The following is a 24,090-nucleotide window of genomic DNA, read 5'->3' on the forward strand; positions in this document are numbered from 1 at the left end:
CGCTGTGCTGTAAGCCGATGTTCAGAACCTAAGCGGAAGATCCTCCCGGAGAAGTGAAGCTGAAGTGTCTTCTGACGCGTGTAAGCTGAACCGGTTCTGCCGAACGTTATATCGGCTCTATGTTGGAAGTATCAGCGTAGGTATGAGGTGTCGCTCAAGATAGGTATTTTTAAGTGAGCGAAATTAGGGTGGTCACGCGAGCGGAAGTCTCGTCCCTTTGGGGATGGGGCTTTTTTGTGTTCCAATCCCCCGTGATAAGGGAGATCTAGGAGGGGGAAACCCTCTGAATTAGGGCAATTGTCCTCAATAATATATGGAAGGAAGTTGAAATGAATGAAGAGAGTAGATGTTAAAGAAAAGGCACGGACACGTGATCTGCGTATCCTTAATAAGTGGAACGAAGAAGGAACGTTTCGCAAATCCATTGTTCATCGTGAAGGTAAGCCGAATTTTGTATTTTATGAGGGACCACCAACAGCGAATGGTAAGCCCCATATCGGTCACGTCCTGGGTCGGGTGATCAAGGATTTTGTTGGTCGATATCAGACGATGAAGGGGTTCCGCGTCGTACGTAAGGCTGGATGGGATACGCATGGTCTTCCGGTAGAACTGGGTGTACAGAAACAGCTTGGAATTACGCACAAGCATGAGATTGAGGAATACGGTGTAGAGGCTTTTATTCAGAAGTGTAAAGAAAGTGTGTTTGTGTATGAGGAGCAGTGGCGTGATTTAACAGAAGCTATTGGATACTGGACGGATCTTGATCATCCATATATCACATTGGATAATAACTATATTGAGAGCGTGTGGAACATTCTAGCTACGGTTCATGAGAAAGATTTATTGTATCGTGGTCACCGCGTTAGCCCATATTGTCCAGATTGTCAGACGACGCTCAGTTCCCATGAAGTGGCGCAAGGATATAAGGATGTTAAAGATCTGAGTGCTACAGCTAAATTTAAGCTTCATGATAGTGGCGAATATGTTCTAGCTTGGACGACGACGCCTTGGACATTACCTGGACACGTAGCACTTGCTGTGAATCCAGATATGGAATATGCACGGGTAAAACAAGAGGATGGCGTATATATCGTTGCTAAGAAATTAGTGGATGATGTAATGAATGGCGATTATGAAGTTGTGGGTACACTCAAAGGGTCTGAATTGGTTGGTAAGACATATGATCCTCCGTTCACATACGTTCAAGTAGAGAAATCTAACGTAATCGTGGGTGCGAAGTTTGTTACAGATGCTAGTGGTACGGGTATCGTACATTTAGCTCCCGCACATGGTGAAGATGACTATAGAGTATGTAAGGAAAATGATATTGGGTTTGTAAACGTTGTGAATCTGCAAGGCTGTTATGTGGATGAAGTGAAGGCATTAGCTGGACGTTTTGTGAAAGACTGCGATGTAGATATCGTTAAAATGCTCTCGGATCGCGGATTGTTATATAGCAAAGAGAAATATGAGCACAGTTATCCATTCTGCTGGCGTTGTGATACTCCACTACTCTATTATGCAATGGATAGTTGGTTCATTAAGACGACAGCTATCAAGGATCAGCTTATCGCTAACAATAACGAAGTAAATTGGTATCCTGGTCATATACGCGAAGGACGTTTTGGTAAATTCCTAGAAGATTTAGTAGATTGGAATATTAGCCGTGATCGTTATTGGGGTACCCCGCTAAATGTCTGGACCTGTGATACATGTGCTACAGAATTTGCTCCGCACAGTCGTGCTGAGTTGAAGGAAAGAGCAATCGGTGAGGTTAGTGATGATCTAGACCTGCATAAACCGTATGTAGATGAAATCAAGTTCCGTTGTACATGTGGTGGCGAGATGAAACGGACATCAGAAGTCATTGATGTATGGTTTGACAGTGGCTCAATGCCATTTGCTCAGCAACATTATCCTTTTGAGAATCAGGAGACGTTCGAGCAGCAATATCCGGCTGACATGATCTGTGAAGGAATTGATCAGACTCGCGGTTGGTTCTACAGTCTATTAGCTGTATCTACATTGTTAACTGGAAAAGCGCCGTACAAGGCGGTTATGGCCACAGGGCACGTCCTTGATGAACAAGGACAGAAGATGTCTAAGTCTAAAGGTAATGTCATTGATCCATGGGAGATCATTGAAGAATATGGTACTGATGCTTTCCGCTGGGCGTTGCTGTCTGATAGTGCACCTTGGAATAGTAAACGTTTCTCCAAAGGAATCGTAGGGGAAGCGAAATCCAAGATGGTGGATACGCTCGTTAATACTCATGCATTCTTGACTCTATATGCAGGAATTGACGGTTATAATCCATCGGAACATCCTTTCCAGCCTTCGAATCATAAGCTTGACCGCTGGGTGGTATCTCGTCTTAACAGCTTGATCAAGACCGTGGATAAAGGATTAGCTGTGAATGATTTCTTAAATGCTTCCAAAGCGATCGAATCATTCATCGATGAGCTGAGTAACTGGTATATCCGTCGTTCACGTGATCGGTTCTGGGGTAGCGGACTTACCGAAGATAAGCTTGACGCATACCGTACTTTAACGGAAGTATTATTAACAACAGCGAAGCTGATTGCACCATTCACACCTATGCTGGCAGAAGAAATATATCTTAATCTTGGTGGTAAAGAAGAAAGTGTGCATCTGGACGATTATCCACAGGTAAATGAATCTTTCATCGATGAAGCATTAGAACGGGATATGGAGACTGCACGCCGCATTGTTGAGCTTGCACGCAACGTCCGTAATGAGACAGGACTCAAGACGCGTCAGCCATTGTCTGAGCTCATTGTATCGATCGATCGTGATTTTGATCTGCCTGGCTATGAAGAGATCATTAAAGAAGAAATTAATGTGAAGAACATCCATACTGAAACGGATGATAGTGGATTCGTTGATTTCACGTTCAAGCTCAATTTGAAAGTTGCAGGTAAAAAATATGGTAAGAATGTTGGATTCCTGCAAAACTTCTTCAAGACCATGTCTGCGGAAGATACACGTAAAGCAGTGGAGAGTGGTTCTCTGAATGTGGTTTCTCCAGAAGGGGAAGATATTCAAGTCACTTCTGAGGAATTACTAGTAGAGAAGCAAGCGAAATCGGGCTTTGCTTCTGCTAGTGGCTACGGCATTACAGTAGCGCTGAATACGGATATCACGCTGGAATTGGAGCAAGAGGGGTGGGTTCGTGAGGTTGTACGTGCGGTTCAAGATTATCGTAAAAAGCTTGATCTACCGATTGAGAAACGTATCGTTCTAACTTTGGATACTGACGAAGAATTGAAGACTGCAATTACGAATTTCAATCATGTACTCCGAGACAATGTACTGGTTACCGATCTACTGTTTGGAAATAAAGAGGCAATGGAACAAGCAGATATTGCTGGGAAATCTGTGGGTATTCATATCGCCGACTAAGATGTACTCCTTTGGAACATAATAACAAGATCATGAAGTATAAGTGCAGGATCAATAAGATGTCATTTATCTTATGCTTCAAACAAAATACGAGCCAAATGCACCTTAGGGAGTTGATCCTCAAGGTAGCACTGGCTCGTTTCTTTTCATTCAAAGGAGTCTGATTGGTGTAATGGTAAATGATGATAAAGATACGATGCAAACACAGGATCGCACTGAGCAGATATTCAAACTCACTTCAAGCATTGCGCAGCAGCTAGAGAAATCGCGGATTACAGAATATATAGGGCTTCTGAATCGACCTTGGCGATTAATATGGCTGAATATGTTAGCCGGTACTGCGCGAGGGGTAGGGATCGCGATCGGGTTCACTTTTTTTGCAGCTACGATTATTTATCTTCTTCAAGTATTAGGAGCTCTGAATTTACCCATTATAGGTGATTACATTGCTGATATTGTGCGAATTGTACAGCGTCAACTGGAATTAGATTATTAAAATGAGATGGGTTTGAACATCCGTATTAATCTTGGTGACGAACGGGGGCATTAGGATCAAGTATATTAAAACCTTCCCCATTCTCCACATATTTAAGGTATTGCCTATTACGCATAATACCAATAGGCTTACCTGTAATATCTGCGGCTAAGAAACTTTCAAAAGGTTCAACACAGCCCTCCAATTCATCGTCAGCTTCGATTTCCATTTCATTGTAGCTACTAATGTTGTTTCCTTCAGCGAGTGCGGGGCTATCGGATGTACCCCAGTTCTCAACAATTTGCCATGCATCTTCTCCATCGAAGCCATTCTGATCATCTCGCTCATCGAGACTCGTTCGACCAAAGGGAGGCATAAGAAATTCTTCTTCCACTGGACGATAATCAGAAACGATTTGTCGCGGTGTGTGTTCAATACAGTATTCGGTTGCTGGAATAGCCGACAGACGATCATAAGAAATGGGGCAGTTACATCGGGTACATGTTCCGTAAACACCTTTATCCATGCGAGCGAGTGCTGTGTCAATGCGTTCTAGTTGTAAATCATCATGCTCTAGAAGAGATATATCCATTTCGCGGTTGTAGAGTTCAGTGGCCACATCAGCAGGATGGTTATCTATCGTTGATAATTCACCCGTCTGATCACGCAGAGATTCCTCTAGCCCATGATGTTCATTCTCCTTCGTTCGATGAGCGATATCTTCTCGTTCTTGCTCTAACTTCAAACGAAGATTGTTGAATTGGGATGACGAAAGATGGGACATAAACAAGCTCCTTTCATTGTCCATAGGGACAGCTATTTCTCTTTATATAGAGTGCGCTGTTCGAGTCCGTTTTACATAAGGAAAATGTTCTCGTCAATGGTCCATTATGGACGGTTTCAGACAGGCTGTGCTACAATAAATGAGCCTATTTACACTAGACGAACCCTTTTGCTGATATCAAGTGAGGGGATAAGCAAATCATAAGATTGGAGTGACTATTTGAAGTGATATATTACATTATTGCGTTCATTGCTTTGTTGGTGGATCAAGGAACTAAATATTTGATTGCTACCCGATTGGAGTTAAGTGAGCAAATACCCGTTATCGGTGATTTTTTCCTGATTACCTCTCATCGTAATCGGGGTGCAGCTTTCGGAATACTTCAAGATCAGCGTTGGTTCTTTATAGTGATTACATCGATCGTGGTGATTGGGATTCTCTGGTATTTACAGAAAGTAAGGCACTCCAACAACAAGCTTCTTCCGCTTGCCTTAAGTCTTGTGCTTGGTGGCGCAGTTGGGAATTTCATTGATCGTATGTTGAATGGAGAAGTCGTTGATTTCTTGCAATTTAATTTCGGTAGCTACACATTCCCTATTTTTAATGTGGCCGATTCATGTATTGTGGTTGGTGTAGCGCTTATTATTGTAGACTCATTGTTGGATATGAAGAGAACATCAGTTAATCAGAACGAGGAAGGAAATGAAGAAGCGTGAATGACACCATGGAGAACGAAGGCTACATGCTTGAGCAAGACTTAGATTTAAGGGAATGGACGATTGATGAGAGTTATGCTAAAGAACGAATTGATAAATACATAACCGAAGTGTGGGAAGAGGAAATATCTCGTTCTCAGGTTCAGTTGTGGATTACTGGTGATCATGTGAAAGTGAATGGCAACAGCGTTAAAGCGAACTATAAACTTTCGGTAGGTGATCATGTTGAGGTTGATGTTCCCGCACCCGTGACGGTGGAAATTATTCCAGAGAACATTCCACTTGAAGTTGTGTATGAGGATTCAGATGTCATTGTGGTCAATAAACCCAAAGGGATGGTAGTCCACCCGGCTCCAGGTCACTCGTCCGGAACGTTAGTTAATGCCCTTATGTATCATTGTACTGATTTATCAGGCATCAATGGTGAGATTCGCCCAGGCATTGTTCATCGGATTGATAAAGATACATCTGGACTTATTATGGCAGCTAAGAATGATAAAGCCCATGCTTCTCTCGCGGCTCAGCTCAAGGCACATACGGTTACACGGCGTTATATAGCGCTGGTTCATGGGAGCGTTAGTCATGATCAAGGAACAGTAGATGCACCTCTTGGACGTGATCCTAAGGATCGTAAAATGTTCACGGTTACGGAAAAGAACAGTAAGCGTGCGGTGACTCATTTCACAGTAAAAGAGCGTCTTGGCGACTACACATTACTTGAGCTCCAGCTAGAGACAGGGCGGACACATCAGATTCGTGTTCATATGAAGTTTATTGGACATTCGTTAGTCGGTGATCCATTATATGGACGTAACAAAGGGATTAAACTGAACGGTCAGGCACTTCATGCAGGTGTGCTTGGGTTCATTCATCCTTCAAGTGCAGAGTACATGGAATTCTCTGCTCCCATACCTGAGGATTTGGAAGAGCTTATTGCTGGGCTTCGTAGCCGTTAAAAGTACAAATCATTAGATAATTAGTCCATGGCATAACGCCATGGATTCCCTCATATTTAGGGGTAGAATTTTATATGAAATAAAATTTTGCTTACAATAGGAGATGGGATAATTATATGAGTATTGAACAATATCAAGCAACTTATATCCAAGGTAACTTTGCAGACCGCATCGGCGGTTCCAACTATGGTAAAGACACATCCATTTATAAATTCGAAAAAATTAAGCGTGCTAAAGCTGCCGCTAAGAAGGATTTTCCTGATATCGAACTTATCGATATGGGAGTTGGAGAACCTGATGAGATGGCTGATACGGGCATTGTGGCCAAGCTTGCTGAAGAAGCAGCTAAACCAGAGAATCGCGGCTACTCCGATAATGGTATCCCAGAATTCAAAGCAGCAGCAGCGCAGTATTTGAAAGAAGTATTCGGTGTAGCTGGTATAGATCCGGATACTGAAATCGTTCACTCTATTGGTTCTAAGCCAGCACTAGCGATGCTTCCTTCTTGTTTCATTAATCTGGGAGACATTACAATTATGACGGTTCCTGGATATCCGGTTATTGGAACACACACGAAATATTTAGGTGGAGAAGTGTTCACTGTGGAGTTGAAGAAGGAGAATCAATTTCTTCCTGACCTGAACAGTATTCCAGAAGACATTGCTCGTCGGGCTAAGTTACTATACTTAAATTATCCGAACAACCCAACAGGCGCTAGTGCGACAGTAGAATTTTTTACTAGTGTGGTTAAATGGGCGAAAAAGTATGACGTAGTTGTCGTGCACGATGCCCCTTACGCTGCACTAACTTATGACGGTATGAAGCCATTAAGTTTCCTTTCCGTACCTGGTGCCAAAGATGTAGGAGTTGAGCTTCATTCTCTATCTAAGTCTTATAATATGACGGGCTGGAGAATTGGGTTTGTAGCGGGGAACCCTTTGGTTGTGAAAGCGTTCAGTGATGTGAAGGATAATAACGATTCTGGACAGTTCATAGCGATCCAGAAAGCTGCAGTATATGGTTTGTCTCATCCTGAGATTACAGAACAAATTGCACTTAAATATTCTCGTCGCCATAATCTGTTGGTGGATGTACTCAACGAGCTTGGTTTTACTGCTGAGAAACCTAGAGGTTCCTTTTTCTTATACGTAGAAGCACCTAAGGGAATTAAAGGTGGACAGCGTTTCGAATCCGGGGAGGACTTCTCTCAATTTCTTATTCGTGAGAAACTAATCTCTACAGTGCCTTGGGACGATGCAGGACATTTCGTTCGGTTCTCAGTTACGTTCATTGCCAACGGTGAAGAAGATGAGAAACGGGTTATCTCTGAAATTAAGCGTCGTCTAAGTGATGTACAATTCGAATTCTAATGAAAAGGATCTGCATACTGCAGATCCTTTTTTTGTTCAATAAAATAGACAAACGACACCAGTTGACATGGTTCTCGTGTTCTGTCATAATTATTTTCAAATGAATAGCACCTTTAATTCAGTCCCGTGAGACTGGCAAGGTTACGTGAACCGAGGTTCACCAAACAGCATCCGTGTGAGCATGTGCTCTTATTGGATTGCGTTCGGTCTCCTCTCATTCATTCTGTAATGGATGAATTCGTGAACTCCTTGCCACTTGGGTAAGGAGTTTTTTGTTTGTCACGGGAGATGTTAAAGGAAACCCAACACTGAAGGAGTCTTGAATTATGAATAAAGAAGTACATGTCATTATGGATGAAACAGCGATTCGTCGAGCCTTGACTAGAATAGCACATGAAATATTGGAGAAGAACAAGGGTATTGGTGATTGTATTCTGATCGGAATCCGTACAAGGGGCGTATATTTAGCCCAAAGAATGGCAGAACGGATACATGAGATCGAAGGAACGCCGATTCCTTGGGGAGAGCTAGACGTCACAGGCTACCGAGATGATCGGGTACAGGCAGGTGAAGAGGGGATATCATCCGTTAATAACGTAGCTAACCAACTGAAAGAGAGTCTTGGAAACGTGAGTATACAAGATAAAAAAATTATATTGTTTGATGATGTACTGTATACAGGACGGACGATCCGTGCAGCAATGGATGCTTTGATGGATTGTGGGCGTCCGCGAATGATTCAATTAGCCGTGCTTGCAGACCGCGGACATCGAGAACTACCGATCAGACCTGATTATATAGGAAAGAACGTACCGACTTCCAACCATGAACAGATTGAAGTGGCCTTAATAGAAGCAGATGGTAAAGACGAGGTAACGATTTCTCAGTATAGAGAGGAGAGAGTGTAATGATGACAGCTACTCATCTGAAAGAACGTAGTCTGCTTGGTCTAAAGGATTTGAGCCGGAATGAGATCGAATCTATTCTCGATAGAGCAGCTTATTGGGAAGCACAGAGCGAGAAGGTCGTTCCTATGCTGAACTCACGATTTGTGGCTAACATGTTTTTTGAGAATAGTACAAGAACCCGATTCTCCTTCGAAATGGCTGAGAAACGTCTTGGAGCACAGGTGCTGAATTTTGCAGCAGCAGCTTCTAGTGTTGACAAGGGTGAATCGATCTACGATACGGTACGAACGCTTGAATCCATGGGTATTGATGCTGGAGTCATTCGCTTAAAGCCAGATGGGGTTCTACAGAATCTTGCCGAGACCGTTAATGTGCCCTTGATTAACGCTGGAGACGGTAACAATGAACATCCAACTCAGGCACTGCTGGATCTGTACACAATGCGTAAGAAATTTGGATACCTTAAAGGTCTGAAAGTGTCCATTATTGGAGATATACAGCACAGTAGAGTGGCTCGTTCAGATCTTTGGGCATTGAAGAAGTTCGGAGCGGAGGTAAGGTTCTGCGCACCTAACAGTATGAGAGCACCTGAACTTGAACAACACGCAGCGTATGTATCGATGGATGAAGCTATGGAAGCGGATGTAGTTATGATGCTTAGAGTTCAACTCGAACGTCATGCAACAGGTATCCTGAAATCCGCTGCGGCATATAGAGAGCAATATGGTTTGACAGAAGCAAGAGCAGCTAAGTTATCCAAGGATACGATCATTATGCATCCTGCACCGGTGAATCGTAATGTTGAGATTGATGATCTTGTGGTGGAGAGTTCACAGTCTATGATTTTTCCTCAAATGAGTAATGGCGTGCCCATTCGAATGGCGGTTATTGAACGCGCTTTGAGGAATTAAGAAAAAATAGACGATAAAAAAATTAATAAATATACACAAATATGAATTATTATTATACAATAGATTGAGAGAATTATGGAGCAATCAATGAGCGGAGGTCATTATGGTAACTATAATCATGAATGCAAGTGTTCTCAATGAGCAAGGTATGCAAGAGAGTAAACATATTATACTCGAGAATGGCACAATTAAATCTCTATTGGATGGTCATGTAGAGGTGTCCAACCTTCAACAAGAAGCAGCAGAGATTGTGGATGCAAAAGGTAGGCTAGTAACTCCAGGATTCATTGATATGCATGTCCATTTACGTGAACCTGGCTTCGAACATAAAGAAACGATTGAAAGTGGGAGTCGATCAGCGGCAAAAGGTGGATTTACAACCATTGCCTGCATGCCCAATACGCGGCCTGTAACGGATCATCCAGATGTAATTAAGCTTGTGCTTGAGAAGGCACGTGAAGCTGGAATTGTAAAGGTTCTACCTTACGCAGCTATTACGAAGAGTGAGCTTGGACGTGAGTTAACGGATTTCGCAGCATTGAAAGAAGCAGGAGCGATTGGGTTCACCGATGATGGCGTTGGTGTGCAGAGTGCGCAAATGATGAAGGATGCGATGTATAAGGCAGCCGCACTTGATATGCCAGTTATAGCACACTGTGAAGATAATTCACTGGTAGTTGGTGCATGTGTGGCTGAAGGAGATTTCGCTAATAGACATGGTTTGAAGGGAATTCCTAACGAATCCGAAGCTATACATGTTGGTAGGGATATTCTGTTAGCTGAAGCCACTGGTGTTCATTATCATGTGTGCCATGTTAGTACTGAACAATCGGTGCGGTTGATTCGCCAAGCGAAAGCCATTGGTATTCATGTTACTGCTGAGGTATGCCCGCATCACTTGGTGTTGTCCGAACAAGATATTCCGGGTCTAGATGCGAACTGGAAGATGAACCCTCCGCTGCGTTCACCACGAGATGTGGAGGCATGCATCGAAGGTTTGTTAGATGGAACACTGGATATGATTGTGACGGATCATGCTCCACATAGTGCTGAGGAGAAGGCAAAAGGAATGGAGCTTGCTCCGTTTGGGATTGTGGGATTCGAAACTGCGTTCCCACTTCTGTATACGAAGTTCGTAGCGACTGGGTTATGGGATTTATCCTTGCTAGTGCAACGTATGACTGCTGATCCTGCTAAAGTATTCGGTTTATCTACGGGGCGGCTTGTGGAAGGAAGTCCGGCTGATCTAACAATGATTGATTTGGAAGCTGAAAGGGAAGTTAACCCGAAGGAGTTCGTCTCCAAAGGACAGAATACACCTTTTACAGGATGGAAATTAAAAGGATGGCCAGTCACAACGTGGGTAAATGGCAACATCGTCTGGTCAGAGTAGACAATAACGCACAAACTACACAATAAACATGGATCTCATATGGATAAATTTAAAATATCGGACTAGAAGTACATGACAGAGGGAGTGGGATGGAATGCAGGCAAGATTGTTATTGGAGAATGGGACATTGTTTACAGGGTTGGCTTTTGGAGCAGAGGGTGAATCTACAGGTGAAGTTGTATTTAATACAGGAATAACAGGTTATCAAGAGGTTCTCTCGGATCCTTCTTACTGTGGCCAAATTATAACGATGACTCATCCACTAATTGGTAACTACGGAATTACTCGTGACGATTTCGAGTCTGTAGCACCATTTATCCATGGATTTGTCGTGCGCCGTCATGAGCCTACACCAAGTAACTGGCGTGCAGAGTACAGCGTGGATGATCTGTTGAAGGAACATGGAATCGTAGGTATTAGTGAGATTGATACGCGTATGTTAACTCGTATCATTCGTAGCTATGGCACAATGAGAGGGCTTCTAACAACTTCTGCTGCCTCTGTAGCAGAGTTACAAGAAAGATTAGTGGGTAGTGAAGTTCTGAGAGATCAAGTAGCACGCACATCTACAAAGTATACGTACAATAGCCCTGGATCAAAAGAACGGATCGTACTTGTTGATTTTGGAGCTAAAAGTGGGATTCTACGCGAACTTTCAGCACGTGGTTGTGATGTTGTTGTTGTCCCTCAAGACACTACTGCGGAGCAAATTAGCCGTTTACGTCCAGATGGTATTCTATTATCTAATGGTCCTGGGGACCCTAAGGATGTACCTCAAGCAGTAAAAACAGTATCTGAGCTTCTTGGGAAATACCCGATATTCGGCATTTGTCTAGGGCATCAATTATTTGCTCTTGCTTGTGGTGCAGATACGGAGAAATTAAAGTTCGGTCACCGTGGGGGTAACCATCCTGTGAAGGAATTGTCTAGCAACCGTTGCTATATTACTTCACAAAACCATGGTTACACAGTCAATGAAGAGTCTATTCTCAACACAGATTTAGAAGTTACGCATATTAACAATAATGATAAGACCATTGAGGGTCTAAAACATAGTAACTATCCAGCATTCTCTGTGCAGTATCATCCGGAAGCGGCACCTGGACCCCAAGATAGTAGCTATCTGTTCGACGAATTCCTGCAAATGATTGCGGATCATAAAATCAACTACCCAGCTAAACCGCGTCAAGCCGAATTAGCCGCAGCCGTGAAAGGAGCATTACAAAATGCCTAAAAATACTCAATTAAAGAAAATACTCGTTATCGGATCTGGTCCGATTGTCATTGGTCAAGCCGCTGAATTTGACTATGCCGGTACACAAGCTTGTCAAGCTCTGAAGGAAGAAGGCATGGAGGTTGTATTAATCAACAGTAACCCTGCGACTATTATGACGGATACGAATATGGCGGATAAAGTATATATTGAACCGATCACATTAGAATTTGTTACGCAAATCATTCGTCAAGAACGTCCGGATGGATTGCTTCCTACACTTGGAGGCCAAACAGGGCTTAACATGGCGGTTGAACTTGCTCGTGCAGGAGTTCTAGAGCAAGAGAATGTGAAACTGCTAGGAACACAACTTGAATCGATCGAGAAAGCCGAGGATCGCGATCTATTCAGAGAATTAATGCGCGAGCTGGAACAACCCGTTCCGGAGAGCGATATTGTAACTAGCCTTGAAGAAGCACTCGATTTCGCGAGTGAGATTGGTTATCCACTTATCGTACGGCCAGCATATACCCTTGGTGGAACGGGTGGAGGAATTTGTGACACAGAAAAAGAATTACGTGAGACGGTCGTCTCTGGAATTCGTTACAGCCCAATCGGACAATGCCTTATCGAGAAGAGTATCGCTGGACTAAAGGAAGTAGAGTACGAAGTCATGCGTGATGCAAACGATAACTGTATTGTTGTATGTAACATGGAGAATTTCGATCCGGTGGGCGTTCATACTGGGGACAGTATCGTAGTTGCACCTAGCCAGACGTTGTCAGATCGTGAGTATCAAATGCTTAGATCCGCGTCTCTCAAAATTATTCGCGCTCTGAATATTGAAGGTGGATGTAATGTCCAGTTCGCACTAGATCCACAAAGCTATCAATATTATGTTATTGAAGTTAATCCACGGGTGAGTCGTTCATCGGCGCTAGCTTCGAAGGCAACGGGTTATCCGATTGCTAAGATGGCTGCAAAAATTGCTATGGGTTACACGCTCGACGAAATTACAAACCCAGTAACGGGACAAACTTATGCATGTTTCGAGCCAACACTTGATTACATTGTAAGCAAAATCCCGCGCTGGCCGTTTGATAAATTTATTCACGCTAACCGTAAGCTTGGAACACAAATGAAGGCAACGGGCGAAGTTATGGCGATCGGTCGTACTTTTGAAGAATCCATTCATAAAGCGATCCGGTCACTTGAAATTGGTGTTCATCGCTTCCATCTTGAGGGTGCTGAAGCACTAAGTGAAGACGTGCTTAATGAGCGTCTTGTCAAAGCAGATGATGAAAGAATGTTCTTGATTGCAGAAGCGTTCCGTCGCGGATATACGCTTCAACAAATTCAAGATTTAACGAAGATTGACTGGTGGTTCCTAGATAAAATCGAAGGAATTATCAATTTCGAGACACGAATTCAAGAAGAACAAATACTCTCATATGAGACGTTGTATCAAGCCAAACGACTTGGTTTTACGGATAAATCGATTGCCGAGATTCGCAAGCAGAATCAAGCATCGACTAAGCATGTCTCTGAAGCAGAAGTTCGTGAATTCAGACTGGGTCATAAGTTGCGCCCGGTATATAAAATGGTTGATACATGTGCAGCGGAGTTTGAAGCTTCGACACCTTACTATTACTCTACTTATGAGACAGAGAATGAAGTGATTCAGACGTCGAAAGAGAAAATCATTGTGCTGGGTTCAGGTCCAATACGGATCGGTCAAGGTATTGAGTTCGATTATTCGACTGTACATGCGGTGTGGGCCATTCAGAAGGCGGGTTACGAGGCTGTTATTATTAATAACAATCCAGAGACGGTGTCGACTGATTTTAACACATCGGATCGTCTATACTTTGAACCCTTATTCTTCGAAGATGTTATGAATGTAATTGAACAAGAGAAGCCGGTTGGTGTTATTGTGCAATTCGGAGGTCAGACCGCTATTAACTTAGCAGCACCACTGAGTGCAGCAGGTGTTAAAATATTGGGTACGAGCTTGGAAAGTATTGATGAAGCGGAAGATCGTAAGAAATTCGAGGCGTTATTATCCCGCCTGAATATTCCTCAACCACATGGTAAAACAGTGACTTCTGTTGGTGAAGCTGTTGCGACAGCCGATATCATCGGTTATCCGGTTCTGGTTCGTCCTTCTTATGTCTTAGGTGGACGCGCAATGGAAATTGTATATTCTGATGCGGAATTGCTCAATTACATGGAACATGCGGTGAAGATTAATCCTGAGCATCCTGTGTTAATCGATAGCTACATGATGGGTAAAGAAGTAGAAGTGGATGCGATCTGTGATGGCGATACCGTACTGATTCCAGGAATTATGGAGCATATTGAACGCGCAGGAGTCCACTCAGGCGACTCGATCGCAGTCTATCCTCCACAGCATCTTGCAGATCATTTGAAAGAAAAAATCGTGAACATCACGATTAAGATAGCTAAGGAGCTCAAAACTATTGGTCTGGTTAACATCCAATTTGTTATCTATAAGGACGAAGTGTATGTGATCGAAGTTAATCCACGCTCATCACGTACGGTTCCATTCTTGAGCAAGGTAACAACGATTCCAATGGCTAACCTAGCTATGCAGGCAATTCTAGGTACGAAGCTGAAAGATGCAGGCTACCAAGAGGGACTATGGCCAGAAAGTAATTATGTATCCGTGAAAGTACCTGTATTCTCCTTCGCCAAACTACGCAGTGTAGATACTACGCTAGGACCTGAGATGAAGTCCACGGGTGAAGTCATGGGACGTGATCTTCAGTATGCTAAAGCACTGTATAAAGGCTTGATTGGAGCAGGTATGAAAATACCAGCAACGGGAGCGATCATTGCAACCGTAGCGGATAAAGATAAGGAAGAAGCGGTAGAACTTCTTAGGGGCTTTAAGAGATTAGGTTATAAAATATATGCCACAGGCGGAACGGCAGAAGCTCTCAATGATGCAGGACTTGATGTAACAACGGTTCAAAAGTTGAGCGATGGAACGCCGAACATTCTTGATCTGATCCGTAATGGTGAAGCGCAATTCGTATTTAATACATTGACGAAGGGTAAAATGCCACAGCGTGATGGATTCCGAATTCGTCGTGAGGCGGTAGAGAATGGCATTGTATGTATGACTTCACTGGATACTGTAAGAGCACTACTTATTATGCTAGATACCATCAACTTCTCATCCCAAGCTATGCCAGCATTTATTGGGCAATAAGGAGGTCTGTGGATTCTATGAATAATGAATATAACAACATGGCAGGTCGTCTGATCGTGGCACTGGATTATCCAGATGCCACACAGGCTTCTCAATTAATAGATCAATTACAGGGAATCCCCTGCTATATGAAGGTCGGGATGCAGCTGTTCTATGCTGCAGGCCCGGACTTTGTGCGGGAACTGAAATCTAAGGGTTACTCGGTTTTCTTAGACTTGAAAATGCATGACATCCCTAACACTGTACGGGGTGGTGCTGAGAGCATCACCCGTCTTGGTGTGGATATGTTTAATGTTCATGCAGCGGGTGGGACTCACATGATGCAGGCAGCTTACGAAGGCATGACTAATGCACTTGCTGGTGACACTTCGCTTAAGAAGCCGTTAATCATTGCGGTAACACAGTTAACAAGCACAAGTCAGTCTGTATTGAATGAGCAGATTGGTGTAGCAGGTAATATCCAAGACGCGGTTGTAAGATACGCCCAATTATCAGCTTCGGCAGGCCTTCATGGGGTTGTAGCTTCTGCTCAGGAGGTTCCATCAATTGGTGAAGCCTGTGGTAGCGACTTTATAACAGTAACGCCAGGAATACGGCCAGCAGGTAGTCACATAGGGGATCAATCTAGAGTGCTTACGCCTGGAGAAGCTATAAGACAGGGAAGCCATTACATTGTCGTGGGTCGTCCGATTACAGGGGCTACGAATCCCCGCGAAGCAACAGAACAAATCATTGAGGAGATGATCCAATCGTGAGTCAGTTGACAGAAATACCTGAAGTAATCGCGAAACATCTATTACAGATAGAAGCTGTAGCTTTGAGTCCTAAACAGCCTTTTACATGGACATCTGGCATTAAGTCTCCCATATATTGTGACAATCGTTTAACGATGTCTTATCCTGAAATTCGCGAATACATAGCAGAATCTTTTGCTACGGTCATTCGTGAGCAGTATCCAGATGTAGAAGTGATAGCAGGTACAGCAACAGCAGGGATACCTCATGCTGCTTGGGTAGCACAGAAGCTGAATCTGCCTATGGCCTATATTCGAGATAAGGCTAAGGGACACGGTAAACAGAATCAGATTGAAGGTCTAATCAGCCCGAACCAGAAAGTGGTTGTCATTGAAGATCTGATCTCCACTGGAGGAAGTTCACTGAAAGCAGCATTAGCTGTTAAAGAAGCAGGAGGGTTACCGTTGGCTGTGCTGGCGATATTCAGCTATCAGCTTGACCAAGCGGTTAACGCATTCTCAGAGGCAGGTATTCGGCTTCAGAGCTTGTCTAATTACGGTGCTTTGATGGATGTCGCCCTAGAGCTAGGGAAAATCGAATCAGAGGATGTACAGTCATTGAAGGCGTGGAGAGAAGATCCTACATCCTACGGAGTATAACTTCGAACCGAATAGTAGAATACAAAGACTTGCCCGAATTAAACTGTACCCTTGGTAAAGGACAAATGTAAAAAAGACTACGCTGCCCTGAGAAGATGATCCTGTATTGAATGGGGGTCATCTTCTTTAAGTTCCATTGATATCTGTAGTAGTTGTAGTAGGTCATATAGTCCTTAATCTCTCGTCTGAGCTCTTCCATAGTGGTGCAGGGTTTGATGGAGGCCTCGTCTTTGAAATGGCCGAAAAAGGATTCCTGGGGGGCGTTATCCCAACAGTTCCCCCGTCTAGACATCGATTGCCCCAAACCCATTTGCTTAACCAGCTTTTGAAAATCAGGGTGTGTATAATGTGTCCCTTGATCAGAATGAATAAAGGCACCTTCCGCCTTTTTAAACCTTCGATTTTTCTTCAGGTTTAGAAGGGTCTCCGTCGCAAGGTCCATGGTGATTCGATCTGACACATGATAAGCCACGATTTCATTGGTTGAACTGTCCTTGATCGTTGACAAATAGGCTTTCTTGCCTGTCCCGTAATATAAATAGGTGATATCCGTCAGTAATACCTTACCGGGAATGCCCTGCTTAAACTCCCTGTTTAATAGGTTCGAAGCAACCCTGTGCTCTTGTGTCGCCTTCATCATCCTTTTATAAGGATTTGCCTTCCTGAAGGGACACACAATGCCGTATTTCTTCATAATTCTCCTGATCCGTTTCAGATTGTATACAATCTGAAACTGCCCCTCCAGTGTCATCTTTATAGAACGGGCTCCTTTCTTACGTTTTTTGAAACGGAAGGCTTTTAGTATATTTCCTTTTACCTGTTCATCTTTCTGTTCTCTTTGGTTCCGCGTTTCCTCTGATGCGGAAGACCAATGCCGGTAATAGCCGCTTCTAGAGATCCCGGCCATCTTACATAAATAGTTCACCATCCGGTGAAGATGGTATTTCTTGATCACTGTACGGATTAGGTTATATTTCTGACAAGGTGGCAATTCTACTTGTCTTTCAGCCCCCATCCCGCAAAACGGATCTTTTTTAATAGCTCGTTCTCCGCTTTCAATAAGGTGTTTTGCGCTTCGAGCCTGGCATTCTTCTCCTCCAGTGTCAGTTCCCTTTTAAGGGGTCTTCCTGATGATTGGCTTCTTGTATCATGCAGACCCAATACGCCGTTTTCCCGGTAGTTCGCACGCCATCTTTTTCCCGAAGACCGGACTCTATGGAGTCCAATTACATTTACATCGAATCCACACTCTTCAAATATTTCCCTCGCCAGCTTGCCCTTTTTATTTTCTGAAATAAAGAGTTGCTTGAATGCATCTGAATAGGTGATTCCTTTGGATGTCACTGACTTTACATAAGGATTTTTGGAAAGTTCTTCGATCTCTTTCTCTGAAAATATCTTTTTACTCATTCCTATGTCCCCGTTCCTATTTTCTTCTTTGATAAATAAAAAGTACCCTATAGAGAGACTTTTTTAAAGTGTCTACTCTACAGGGTACAGTTTAAATAGGGGCAAGTCTTTTACTTTAGTTAGAGGATACTGCTTAGAGCCTATAGCGTTTGTCCGTTGCGAACTTCTCATAGAAAGAAGTATTTCTGTAATGATTCTATCAAGAAAAAATATCCATGACCCTAAATGAATGAACGCTTCTATCTTAGGTAACAATAGCCATCGACACCTTATTTAATCATAAGAAAGAGGGATAGGATATGCAGTGGATATATTTCGGTAAGCTGTATAAGAGCAAATTTCAGGCGGGCTGTCTTGCAAAGCGATTGGAACATGATGGCTGGATTTATGGATATGATGATCCAAGATCAGTGGAAATTTTTCGCTCTCGTCGCGGTCGTTTTGGAGTTCGATTTATTCCTTAATTAAATTTGCTTGACTTATTAGGTGAAGGTGTAGTATATTAATTCTTGTCGCTAATTGATTAGTGTTCTGACGCGGGGTGGAGCAGCCCGGTAGCTCGTCGGGCTCATAACCCGAAGGCCGCAGGTTCAAATCCTGCCCCCGCAACCAATTAAACCTGCCATTATTTTTTTCGTGGTTTACATATTTATTTAGGGCCTTTAGCTCAGTTGGTTAGAGCGGTCGGCTCATAACCGATTGGTCGGGGGTTCGAGTCCCTCAAGGCCCATACGCCAAAAACCCTTGTATATCAAGGGTTTTTTTGTTTGTCTTATTCTTTTATCATTTTGAAAATGAATGAGATACCTCTCATTGAACATGGCTGGAGTCATCCCCATACGTTCAGCGGCAACTTTTGGATTAATCCCGATCCGCAGCATGAATGAAGCATGAGAGTGTCGCATATCATAAAATCGGATTTTCTTTACGCCTGATTTTCGGACAAGTACGTCCATACCCTCAGTGATACGTTTTTAGGCTTTATATAGCCTCCTGTTGGATAACAACAAACCAAATCGTTATCTTCATATACATCTCCATATTCTACTTTATAAGATTGTATCTGTTCATACCGTTCTAGCAGGTCATCAATAATCATTTGGAATAGTTTAACTCGGCGTATGGAGTCATTAGTCTTAGGCCGCTGAATAACTAGTCCGCTTCTTGTCCAATTTGCTGTCAGGATTACTTTAAGTTCTTTAAGATCAAAGTCAATGTCACCCCAACGTAATCCGAGTATCTCGCCGCGGCGCATGCCAGTGTAAACGGTCAAAAAAAACAATGTAATGTACATGGTCCTTTGAAGATTCGAGAAACTGTGTGAATTCCTCCATGCTCCAGTGTTTCATTTCTTTCTGTTCATAAGATCCGACTTTACTCCGCATTGAAACTTTACTCATGACATCCTCAGCCAATAATCCAGACTCACTATAGGCAAGTCTCAGCGCCCGCTTAAGAACACCATGAATATTCTTCACATATTCTTTAGAGTATTTTTTTATCAACTCCGCATAGAACGCTTTAATTGCTCTAGGAGTAAGTGCCTGAAGGCGAATCTTTCCAAGAACCGGTATTATACGAGCTTCTATAATTGTTCGCTCTGTGTCATATGACGTGGGTTTGAAATTAGGCTTTGCATGAGTTTCTAGATATTCAATCAAGTATTCACGAACGGTTATTTTTGAGTCGTCAACGTGCAATCCTTTTTCGAACTCAGCTATTTTTATATGGCATGCTGTCCAAGCCTCCTTTTCAGTTTTAAATCCCCCTTTGGATTTTTGCTTTCGTTCTCCAGTTAGTTGGTCTCGGGATTGAGGTAAAACCTCTCTCCTAAAAGGAGGACGAGCAGAGATGGCACGAGACGATAATAAAGTTCTGATACAGGTTGAGCATCAGATCTACCCTGAGTGGGGAGTAGGGAACGTTTACGACGTTAAGCCACAAACAGATATGGCTCTAGTAGCATTTGAAAATGTAGATACTGAAAAATATGGATTAGGATCTGTTCGGAGGAAGTGGTATCCCTTGGATCACCTAGAAGGAGCAGAGGAAGAGATATGAGACATGGTCATTATGGGTTGAAAGGATCGGGAACTGATGAATAAACCTAATAAGCAGGAGCAAGCGCAGATAGAATCTACTCTTCGCCAGTTGGAGCGACTGCAGAATACTACGGATGACTCTCCCGGCGAATGGGGGTCAACGGCCGAAGTTCGGAATTATATCAGCCGATCCGGGAAGTGTCGAGGGATTGGGGAAGTTGGCCGATCGGGTTAGAGCATTAATAAAGTAACCCGGATCACTGGTACCCTTGCCAACAGGGCAACCGCCTTTTAATAAGAAATAGCGGAGCAAGCCGAGAAGAGGTTCTTTGGATTAATCCAATAGCAGCCGGCAGGTTGGACAGATTACTATGAATATATAATATTAGAAAAATATCAGGTTTCTAGAGGCTGGTTTGTTTAATTAAATTTACTATTTCAAAAACACTGTCTTTATAGGCTGTCATTAACTCATATCTTTTTGAGACATTTGTATAACGACCTATTGAAGATATTGTAATGCCGTTTTTATCCTTATATATACCCGAATCTACTTGACCAGGAGAAATATTATGTGCTGAATTATTTCTAAGTATTTTAATTCTTTTAAAGTTTTCAGATTTGATTATTGCGTTTAGCTTATTAAATCTGCTTGGATCAATTAATTTTAGTTTTTGAACAGCAGGGCCAAAGTAAATCATCTTACCATCCCATTTCATTTCAAAGTTAATTGAGAGAATATGGGCCATCGTATCTAAAGCGGAAGAAGCTTTGAACAAAAAAACTTCACTATAAAATTCAAAACCTTCTTTATTGGTCCAGTGTTCACTTGTGAATTCAGGGAAATATTTATTCGTTTCTTTATCGTAATAAGGTTCATCAGGTATACCTCTCTCGTAATAATAAGAGGACATAATATAGCTAAAATTAATTTCATGCAGGCGTTGTGCGAGCATTCTTACCCATGTATTGATTTCAATTGCTTCCTCATCAAAAAAAGATATAAACTCTTGTTTTATAAAATCTTTTGCGTGAAATTTGTAGTAAGTAGCCAATTCTTTTAATTGTTGCATTTCATCTGGGTTTGGGAAAGGTATATCATACATGGTTTAACCTCCTACTAATAGTAATACCCCGCACCTTGGTCGGCCCGCGGGGTCAATAAGTAACTATTTCCTCACTTTGATTATAACATGAGTGAGGGGATTATCATGGGGAAAGGCGATAAACAAGCAATTCAACTGGCTTTTGACATCCTCTCGATCGACGAAATTGAAACCCGTCGTAGGGTGGAAGAGCATCTGGAAACGATTCGTGTGTACCGGCAGATTGGATTCGTGCGGCGCTAGGCAGCACTAACGGCAAGCCCGGAACCACGGATCGAGCAGCGGAATTGGAGCAACAGTCGAAGTTATTGGATTTAGCAATGGGGAGGCTTAAGAAGGCGAAACGAGAGATTATAGAGCGGCGATATATGATTATGAGGATGAGTATGATTCGATTCTCTGTGGGGAATTTGGGATGAGTGAGCGGAAGTATCGGCGGGTGAAATTCGCGGGCAATTTATGTTTTGGCGTGTGCATTAAGGCTTGAGGTGCTGATTGATAAAGAATAATATTTGAGACTGGTGAAATCCAGTCTTTTTTTGTTGTAAAAAGGGAATCCATCTTATTAACGCGAATAACAATATAAGGAAAATAGGAGGGGTAATAATGGCAGACATAATTATTACAAGAAACGACTTTTTACACGAAGTTATTTTTGAACTGGCAGAAACAGCGCAAAATTTAACTTTTCCAATGCCGCGGGTTATTGAGTATTTAAAAAAAGAAGGGTTCATTATTAGTTTTACTGAAACTTACGGAAATGTCACAGTCTTACGAAGACAAGGTGCAAAAGCAATAGTCACAGAAATGACAATTTGTTTTGAAAAGTTAGATAGTGGAGAAAAGGAGAAGTTTCATCAGAACTTCCATTCATACATAGTTTCAAGAGCTAAAATATTTTTTGAATCTGCACTACAAAATAATAATGCAGCTAAGATCAATCTTATTCAAAATCAGTTTAGAACTTGTGTTAGTAACATGTACTATTCCTTGCATAATTCATTTGCTTCAATGGTCGAAAATTATAAATCAACTATTATTGAGAATGAAGATATAAAAAAAAGTATCAGTTCAGAGGATGAAGAAACAACTTTGGGGCATTTTACTCCAAACTCTCTAGAAATATTCCTAACAACAATAGATGATATTTGTCAATCTGAGAGAGAGGAGTTTCTTGTTCGTCCTGAACTAGGGAGAGGGAAGAAAAGTTATGAAAATCCATTTGCATGGCTGTATGTAATTTTTTATAACGATTTTGGTGGAGATGACCTACAGAGAATAATAATAGATATGAGGTCAGCACTGGAAAATGCAGACCTGAATAATTATGGAGTTGATGAATCTCAAAGAAGATCCAGTTTTGAAAACCAACTCAAAGAGAATTTAAATCGTATTCACGAAATAATTCAGACTGAGACAAATACAAGTTCCCCTAAATATGTTATTGCTATTTTAGCTGGATTTTTGTCATATGCGTATATGCTCAGACAATCAGGAGATTATGATTCATTATTTGATGTCAAAATGTCTCAACAAGATATAATTAATTGGACTATTACAACTTCAAATTTCATGGATTTAGTGATGATTAATTTAAAGGAAGGGTCTGAAACAGAACATACAAGAGTACAGAAGTTGGATGCTGCCAGTTCGACTGAGATTTTGAAGGGTAACGTCCCAGATAATTTTAAGCCAATAATGACAATAACCGGAATTATTATTTCAAGAGAATTTGAATTATTTAGCGCAATTAAAAAATTAAATCAAATTCAAGGGTACGCAAATATAAATTACTCAAAAAAAATGTCCGTGATTAATAACGACACAAGTATTGTAACAATCTCTAGAGTGTTATTTTCTACTCCATTAGTTTGCTATATTACATTCTCAAAACAAGGTCTATTTAGGTAGACGTTGCACTAGAACAGCATATTAATTCAGTTTCTAGATTAAATGTATCAAGATTACGAGAAGATATTAATCCATATTATTTAGAAAAGCTCGTAGAAAAAGATGTTATTGAAAAAGATATGTTAAGTTTAACAAATGACTCCTATATAGTTCGTGGGCTACCATTTTTCGATGTTGATAAAAACACCCATTATTATGGAATATTGACCGGAATAAGTGAGCATATAAATATGAATGTTTCAAGAAGTATAGGTCGTGAACTTACGATATTATCAGAGGAGCTAAGTTCACCTAATCAGCAAATTGTTATAAGTCTTTTCAATAATATAAATAAATATCTTGTAAGAAATAGGATTGATAGATATATAAAAAGAGGCGATGATCGATCTAAAGAGTCGTGGTTCATAATCTTCACTCCAGATGATCAAACATTCACAGAAGAGGATAAAAGTATAATAATGCGTCATGGATATTCCGAGGAAACAGAAATCACTTTGCATCATGTGAAATTTTCTGAGAGAGAATTAAAATTTATGTTACAAGGAGATTATAGTTTTTTAAAGTTGGTAATTGAGGAAATGAGGAAGAGTGTTCCAAATAATGCACCACAAATAGAAGAACAAATCATTATTGATGAAACCGAGCTAGATGATAGCTTTCCTAGTATAGAGATTGTGCATCTCAATTAATAGCTCTGACCGTTTTTTGACTGACATTTGACCGTACAATGGCCGTTCAGTAGGGTTTAGGCATGATATATTTGTATTGTAGAAATCAGGCGATAATGACACGTACAGCTGCATGAATGCGGCATTAAACTGGGGCGTAAATCTTTTCGCCTTTT

Annotated in this window: 22 protein-coding genes, 2 tRNA genes, 2 pseudogenes and 1 other annotated feature (1 of these 27 running past the window's edge); of the genes and pseudogenes, 20 read left to right on the forward strand and 6 right to left on the reverse strand. The window is 41.9% G+C overall.

Annotated features, from left to right (window positions below; genetic code table 11):
* Nucleotides 1-220: a binding site (T-box leader), on the forward strand (it extends 53 nt beyond the left edge of the window).
* Between the two features lie 113 nt (nucleotides 221-333).
* Complete coding sequence (gene ileS, locus UB51_RS03805; RefSeq protein ID WP_044876154.1) at nucleotides 334-3,423, forward strand: isoleucine--tRNA ligase; 3,090 nt, start codon at nucleotides 334-336, stop codon at nucleotides 3,421-3,423.
* Between the two features lie 196 nt (nucleotides 3,424-3,619).
* Entirely contained in the window at nucleotides 3,620-3,919 is a 300-nt protein-coding gene (locus UB51_RS03810; protein ID WP_445322368.1) for a DUF5665 domain-containing protein, read from the forward strand.
* 25 nt (nucleotides 3,920-3,944) lie between these two features.
* On the opposite strand, the gene UB51_RS03815 is transcribed toward UB51_RS03810, so the two are convergent.
* Complete coding sequence (locus UB51_RS03815) at nucleotides 3,945-4,682, reverse strand: TraR/DksA C4-type zinc finger protein (protein WP_044876156.1); 738 nt, start codon at nucleotides 4,680-4,682, stop codon at nucleotides 3,945-3,947.
* Nucleotides 4,683-4,906: 224 nt separating this feature from the next.
* Between UB51_RS03815 and lspA the strand changes: the two genes are divergently transcribed.
* From lspA to pyrE, 10 genes are all read left to right on the forward strand, one after another.
* Nucleotides 4,907-5,398, forward strand: coding sequence for a signal peptidase II (gene lspA / locus UB51_RS03820; RefSeq protein WP_044876157.1), 492 nt, complete (start codon nucleotides 4,907-4,909; stop codon nucleotides 5,396-5,398).
* A gap of 26 nt (nucleotides 5,399-5,424) precedes the next feature.
* Entirely contained in the window at nucleotides 5,425-6,354 is a 930-nt protein-coding gene (locus UB51_RS03825) for an RluA family pseudouridine synthase (protein ID WP_234405623.1), read from the forward strand.
* Nucleotides 6,355-6,470: 116 nt separating this feature from the next.
* A complete protein-coding gene (locus tag UB51_RS03830) occupies nucleotides 6,471-7,724 on the forward strand; it encodes an LL-diaminopimelate aminotransferase (RefSeq protein ID WP_044876158.1) in 1,254 nt (417 codons plus the stop codon).
* Between the two features lie 326 nt (nucleotides 7,725-8,050).
* Entirely contained in the window at nucleotides 8,051-8,632 is a 582-nt protein-coding gene (pyrR, locus tag UB51_RS03835) for a bifunctional pyr operon transcriptional regulator/uracil phosphoribosyltransferase PyrR (protein WP_044876159.1), read from the forward strand.
* Nucleotides 8,632-9,543, forward strand: coding sequence for an aspartate carbamoyltransferase catalytic subunit (locus tag UB51_RS03840; protein WP_044876160.1), 912 nt, complete (start codon nucleotides 8,632-8,634; stop codon nucleotides 9,541-9,543). The genes pyrR and UB51_RS03840 overlap by 1 nt, the downstream gene beginning before the upstream one ends.
* A gap of 103 nt (nucleotides 9,544-9,646) precedes the next feature.
* The gene (locus tag UB51_RS03845; RefSeq protein WP_044876161.1) at nucleotides 9,647-10,936 is read left to right on the forward strand and encodes a dihydroorotase; all 1,290 of its coding nucleotides are present in this window, start codon (nucleotides 9,647-9,649) and stop codon (nucleotides 10,934-10,936) included.
* A 94-nt stretch (nucleotides 10,937-11,030) separates the two neighbouring features.
* Complete coding sequence (gene carA / locus UB51_RS03850; protein ID WP_044876162.1) at nucleotides 11,031-12,170, forward strand: glutamine-hydrolyzing carbamoyl-phosphate synthase small subunit; 1,140 nt, start codon at nucleotides 11,031-11,033, stop codon at nucleotides 12,168-12,170.
* On the forward strand, nucleotides 12,163-15,384 hold the full coding sequence (carB, locus tag UB51_RS03855) for a carbamoyl-phosphate synthase large subunit (RefSeq protein ID WP_044876163.1): 3,222 nt from the start codon (nucleotides 12,163-12,165) through the stop codon (nucleotides 15,382-15,384). Before carA ends, carB begins: the two co-directional genes overlap by 8 nt.
* Nucleotides 15,385-15,401: 17 nt before the next feature.
* Nucleotides 15,402-16,139, forward strand: a complete 738-nt coding sequence (gene pyrF, locus UB51_RS03860; protein WP_044876164.1) for an orotidine-5'-phosphate decarboxylase — start codon at nucleotides 15,402-15,404, stop codon at nucleotides 16,137-16,139.
* Nucleotides 16,136-16,777, forward strand: a complete 642-nt coding sequence (gene pyrE / locus UB51_RS03865; RefSeq protein WP_044876165.1) for an orotate phosphoribosyltransferase — start codon at nucleotides 16,136-16,138, stop codon at nucleotides 16,775-16,777. The genes pyrF and pyrE overlap by 4 nt, the downstream gene beginning before the upstream one ends.
* Nucleotides 16,778-16,857: 80 nt before the next feature.
* Here the strand turns inward: pyrE and UB51_RS26815 are convergent.
* Nucleotides 16,858-18,187, reverse strand: a pseudogene (locus tag UB51_RS26815) (IS3 family transposase); the annotation flags it as partial.
* 299 nt (nucleotides 18,188-18,486) lie between these two features.
* On the opposite strand from UB51_RS26815, the gene UB51_RS28435 reads away from it, so the two are divergent.
* From UB51_RS28435 to UB51_RS03885, 3 genes are all read left to right on the forward strand, one after another.
* Entirely contained in the window at nucleotides 18,487-18,651 is a 165-nt protein-coding gene (locus UB51_RS28435; protein ID WP_199924983.1) for a hypothetical protein, read from the forward strand.
* Between the two features lie 71 nt (nucleotides 18,652-18,722).
* Nucleotides 18,723-18,799: transfer RNA gene (locus tag UB51_RS03880), tRNA-Met, on the forward strand.
* A 44-nt stretch (nucleotides 18,800-18,843) separates the two neighbouring features.
* Nucleotides 18,844-18,917 (forward strand) — tRNA-Ile (locus UB51_RS03885).
* Between the two features lie 195 nt (nucleotides 18,918-19,112).
* Here the strand turns inward: UB51_RS03885 and UB51_RS28660 are convergent.
* The 3 genes and pseudogenes from UB51_RS28660 to UB51_RS29240 all read right to left on the reverse strand — a co-directional run.
* Nucleotides 19,113-19,481, reverse strand: a complete 369-nt coding sequence (locus tag UB51_RS28660; protein WP_324607745.1) for a tyrosine-type recombinase/integrase — start codon at nucleotides 19,479-19,481, stop codon at nucleotides 19,113-19,115.
* Nucleotides 19,405-19,887: an N-terminal phage integrase SAM-like domain-containing protein gene (locus tag UB51_RS28665; RefSeq protein ID WP_234405535.1), complete on the reverse strand. Its 483-nt coding sequence runs from the start codon at nucleotides 19,885-19,887 to the stop codon at nucleotides 19,405-19,407. Before UB51_RS28665 ends, UB51_RS28660 begins: the two co-directional genes overlap by 77 nt.
* A 9-nt stretch (nucleotides 19,888-19,896) precedes the next feature.
* Nucleotides 19,897-20,067: pseudogene (locus tag UB51_RS29240) on the reverse strand (Arm DNA-binding domain-containing protein); the annotation flags it as partial.
* Between UB51_RS29240 and UB51_RS03895 the strand changes: the two are divergent.
* Nucleotides 20,039-20,248 (forward strand): hypothetical protein, encoded by a 210-nt coding sequence (locus tag UB51_RS03895; RefSeq protein ID WP_044876167.1) that lies wholly within the window; start codon nucleotides 20,039-20,041, stop codon nucleotides 20,246-20,248. The pseudogene UB51_RS29240 and the gene UB51_RS03895 overlap by 29 nt on opposite strands.
* A 36-nt stretch (nucleotides 20,249-20,284) precedes the next feature.
* Entirely contained in the window at nucleotides 20,285-20,464 is a 180-nt protein-coding gene (locus UB51_RS27550; protein ID WP_144406945.1) for a hypothetical protein, read from the forward strand.
* 169 nt (nucleotides 20,465-20,633) lie between these two features.
* On the opposite strand, the gene UB51_RS03900 is transcribed toward UB51_RS27550, so the two are convergent.
* On the reverse strand, nucleotides 20,634-21,335 hold the full coding sequence (locus UB51_RS03900) for a Cthe_2314 family HEPN domain-containing protein (RefSeq protein WP_044876168.1): 702 nt from the start codon (nucleotides 21,333-21,335) through the stop codon (nucleotides 20,634-20,636).
* A gap of 105 nt (nucleotides 21,336-21,440) precedes the next feature.
* On the opposite strand from UB51_RS03900, the gene UB51_RS28670 reads away from it, so the two are divergent.
* From UB51_RS28670 to UB51_RS03915, 3 genes are all read left to right on the forward strand, one after another.
* Nucleotides 21,441-21,578: a hypothetical protein gene (locus UB51_RS28670; RefSeq protein ID WP_234405536.1), complete on the forward strand. Its 138-nt coding sequence runs from the start codon at nucleotides 21,441-21,443 to the stop codon at nucleotides 21,576-21,578.
* A gap of 363 nt (nucleotides 21,579-21,941) precedes the next feature.
* The gene (locus tag UB51_RS03910) at nucleotides 21,942-23,246 is read left to right on the forward strand and encodes a hypothetical protein (protein WP_044876169.1); all 1,305 of its coding nucleotides are present in this window, start codon (nucleotides 21,942-21,944) and stop codon (nucleotides 23,244-23,246) included.
* Between the two features lie 119 nt (nucleotides 23,247-23,365).
* Nucleotides 23,366-23,935 (forward strand): hypothetical protein, encoded by a 570-nt coding sequence (locus tag UB51_RS03915; protein ID WP_144406946.1) that lies wholly within the window; start codon nucleotides 23,366-23,368, stop codon nucleotides 23,933-23,935.
* The last annotated feature ends 155 nt before the right edge of the window (nucleotides 23,936-24,090 follow it).

Origin of the sequence: Paenibacillus sp. IHBB 10380, assembly GCF_000949425.1 — a bacterium.
Classification (GTDB): domain Bacteria; phylum Bacillota; class Bacilli; order Paenibacillales; family Paenibacillaceae; genus Paenibacillus_AQ.

Bases quoted from the DNA above. Each gene is read 5' to 3' on its own strand.
- ileS (WP_044876154.1), top strand. From the start codon at position 334: ATGAAGAGAGTAGATGTTAAAGAAAAGGCACGGACACGTGATCTGCGT.
- UB51_RS03810 (WP_445322368.1), top strand. From the start codon at position 3,620: ATGCAAACACAGGATCGCACTGAGCAGATATTCAAACTCACTTCAAGC.
- UB51_RS03815 (WP_044876156.1), bottom strand. From the start codon at position 4,682: ATGTCCCATCTTTCGTCATCCCAATTCAACAATCTTCGTTTGAAGTTA.
- UB51_RS03825 (WP_234405623.1), top strand. From the start codon at position 5,425: ATGCTTGAGCAAGACTTAGATTTAAGGGAATGGACGATTGATGAGAGT.
- UB51_RS03830 (WP_044876158.1), top strand. From the start codon at position 6,471: ATGAGTATTGAACAATATCAAGCAACTTATATCCAAGGTAACTTTGCA.
- pyrR (WP_044876159.1), top strand. From the start codon at position 8,051: ATGAATAAAGAAGTACATGTCATTATGGATGAAACAGCGATTCGTCGA.
- UB51_RS03840 (WP_044876160.1), top strand. From the start codon at position 8,632: ATGATGACAGCTACTCATCTGAAAGAACGTAGTCTGCTTGGTCTAAAG.
- UB51_RS03845 (WP_044876161.1), top strand. From the start codon at position 9,647: ATGGTAACTATAATCATGAATGCAAGTGTTCTCAATGAGCAAGGTATG.
- carA (WP_044876162.1), top strand. From the start codon at position 11,031: ATGCAGGCAAGATTGTTATTGGAGAATGGGACATTGTTTACAGGGTTG.
- carB (WP_044876163.1), top strand. From the start codon at position 12,163: ATGCCTAAAAATACTCAATTAAAGAAAATACTCGTTATCGGATCTGGT.
- pyrF (WP_044876164.1), top strand. From the start codon at position 15,402: ATGAATAATGAATATAACAACATGGCAGGTCGTCTGATCGTGGCACTG.
- UB51_RS28435 (WP_199924983.1), top strand. From the start codon at position 18,487: ATGCAGTGGATATATTTCGGTAAGCTGTATAAGAGCAAATTTCAGGCG.
- UB51_RS28660 (WP_324607745.1), bottom strand. From the start codon at position 19,481: ATGTACATTACATTGTTTTTTTTGACCGTTTACACTGGCATGCGCCGC.
- UB51_RS03895 (WP_044876167.1), top strand. From the start codon at position 20,039: ATGGCACGAGACGATAATAAAGTTCTGATACAGGTTGAGCATCAGATC.
- UB51_RS27550 (WP_144406945.1), top strand. From the start codon at position 20,285: ATGAATAAACCTAATAAGCAGGAGCAAGCGCAGATAGAATCTACTCTT.
- UB51_RS03900 (WP_044876168.1), bottom strand. From the start codon at position 21,335: ATGTATGATATACCTTTCCCAAACCCAGATGAAATGCAACAATTAAAA.
- UB51_RS28670 (WP_234405536.1), top strand. From the start codon at position 21,441: ATGGGGAAAGGCGATAAACAAGCAATTCAACTGGCTTTTGACATCCTC.
- UB51_RS03910 (WP_044876169.1), top strand. From the start codon at position 21,942: ATGGCAGACATAATTATTACAAGAAACGACTTTTTACACGAAGTTATT.
- UB51_RS03915 (WP_144406946.1), top strand. From the start codon at position 23,366: ATGTTAAGTTTAACAAATGACTCCTATATAGTTCGTGGGCTACCATTT.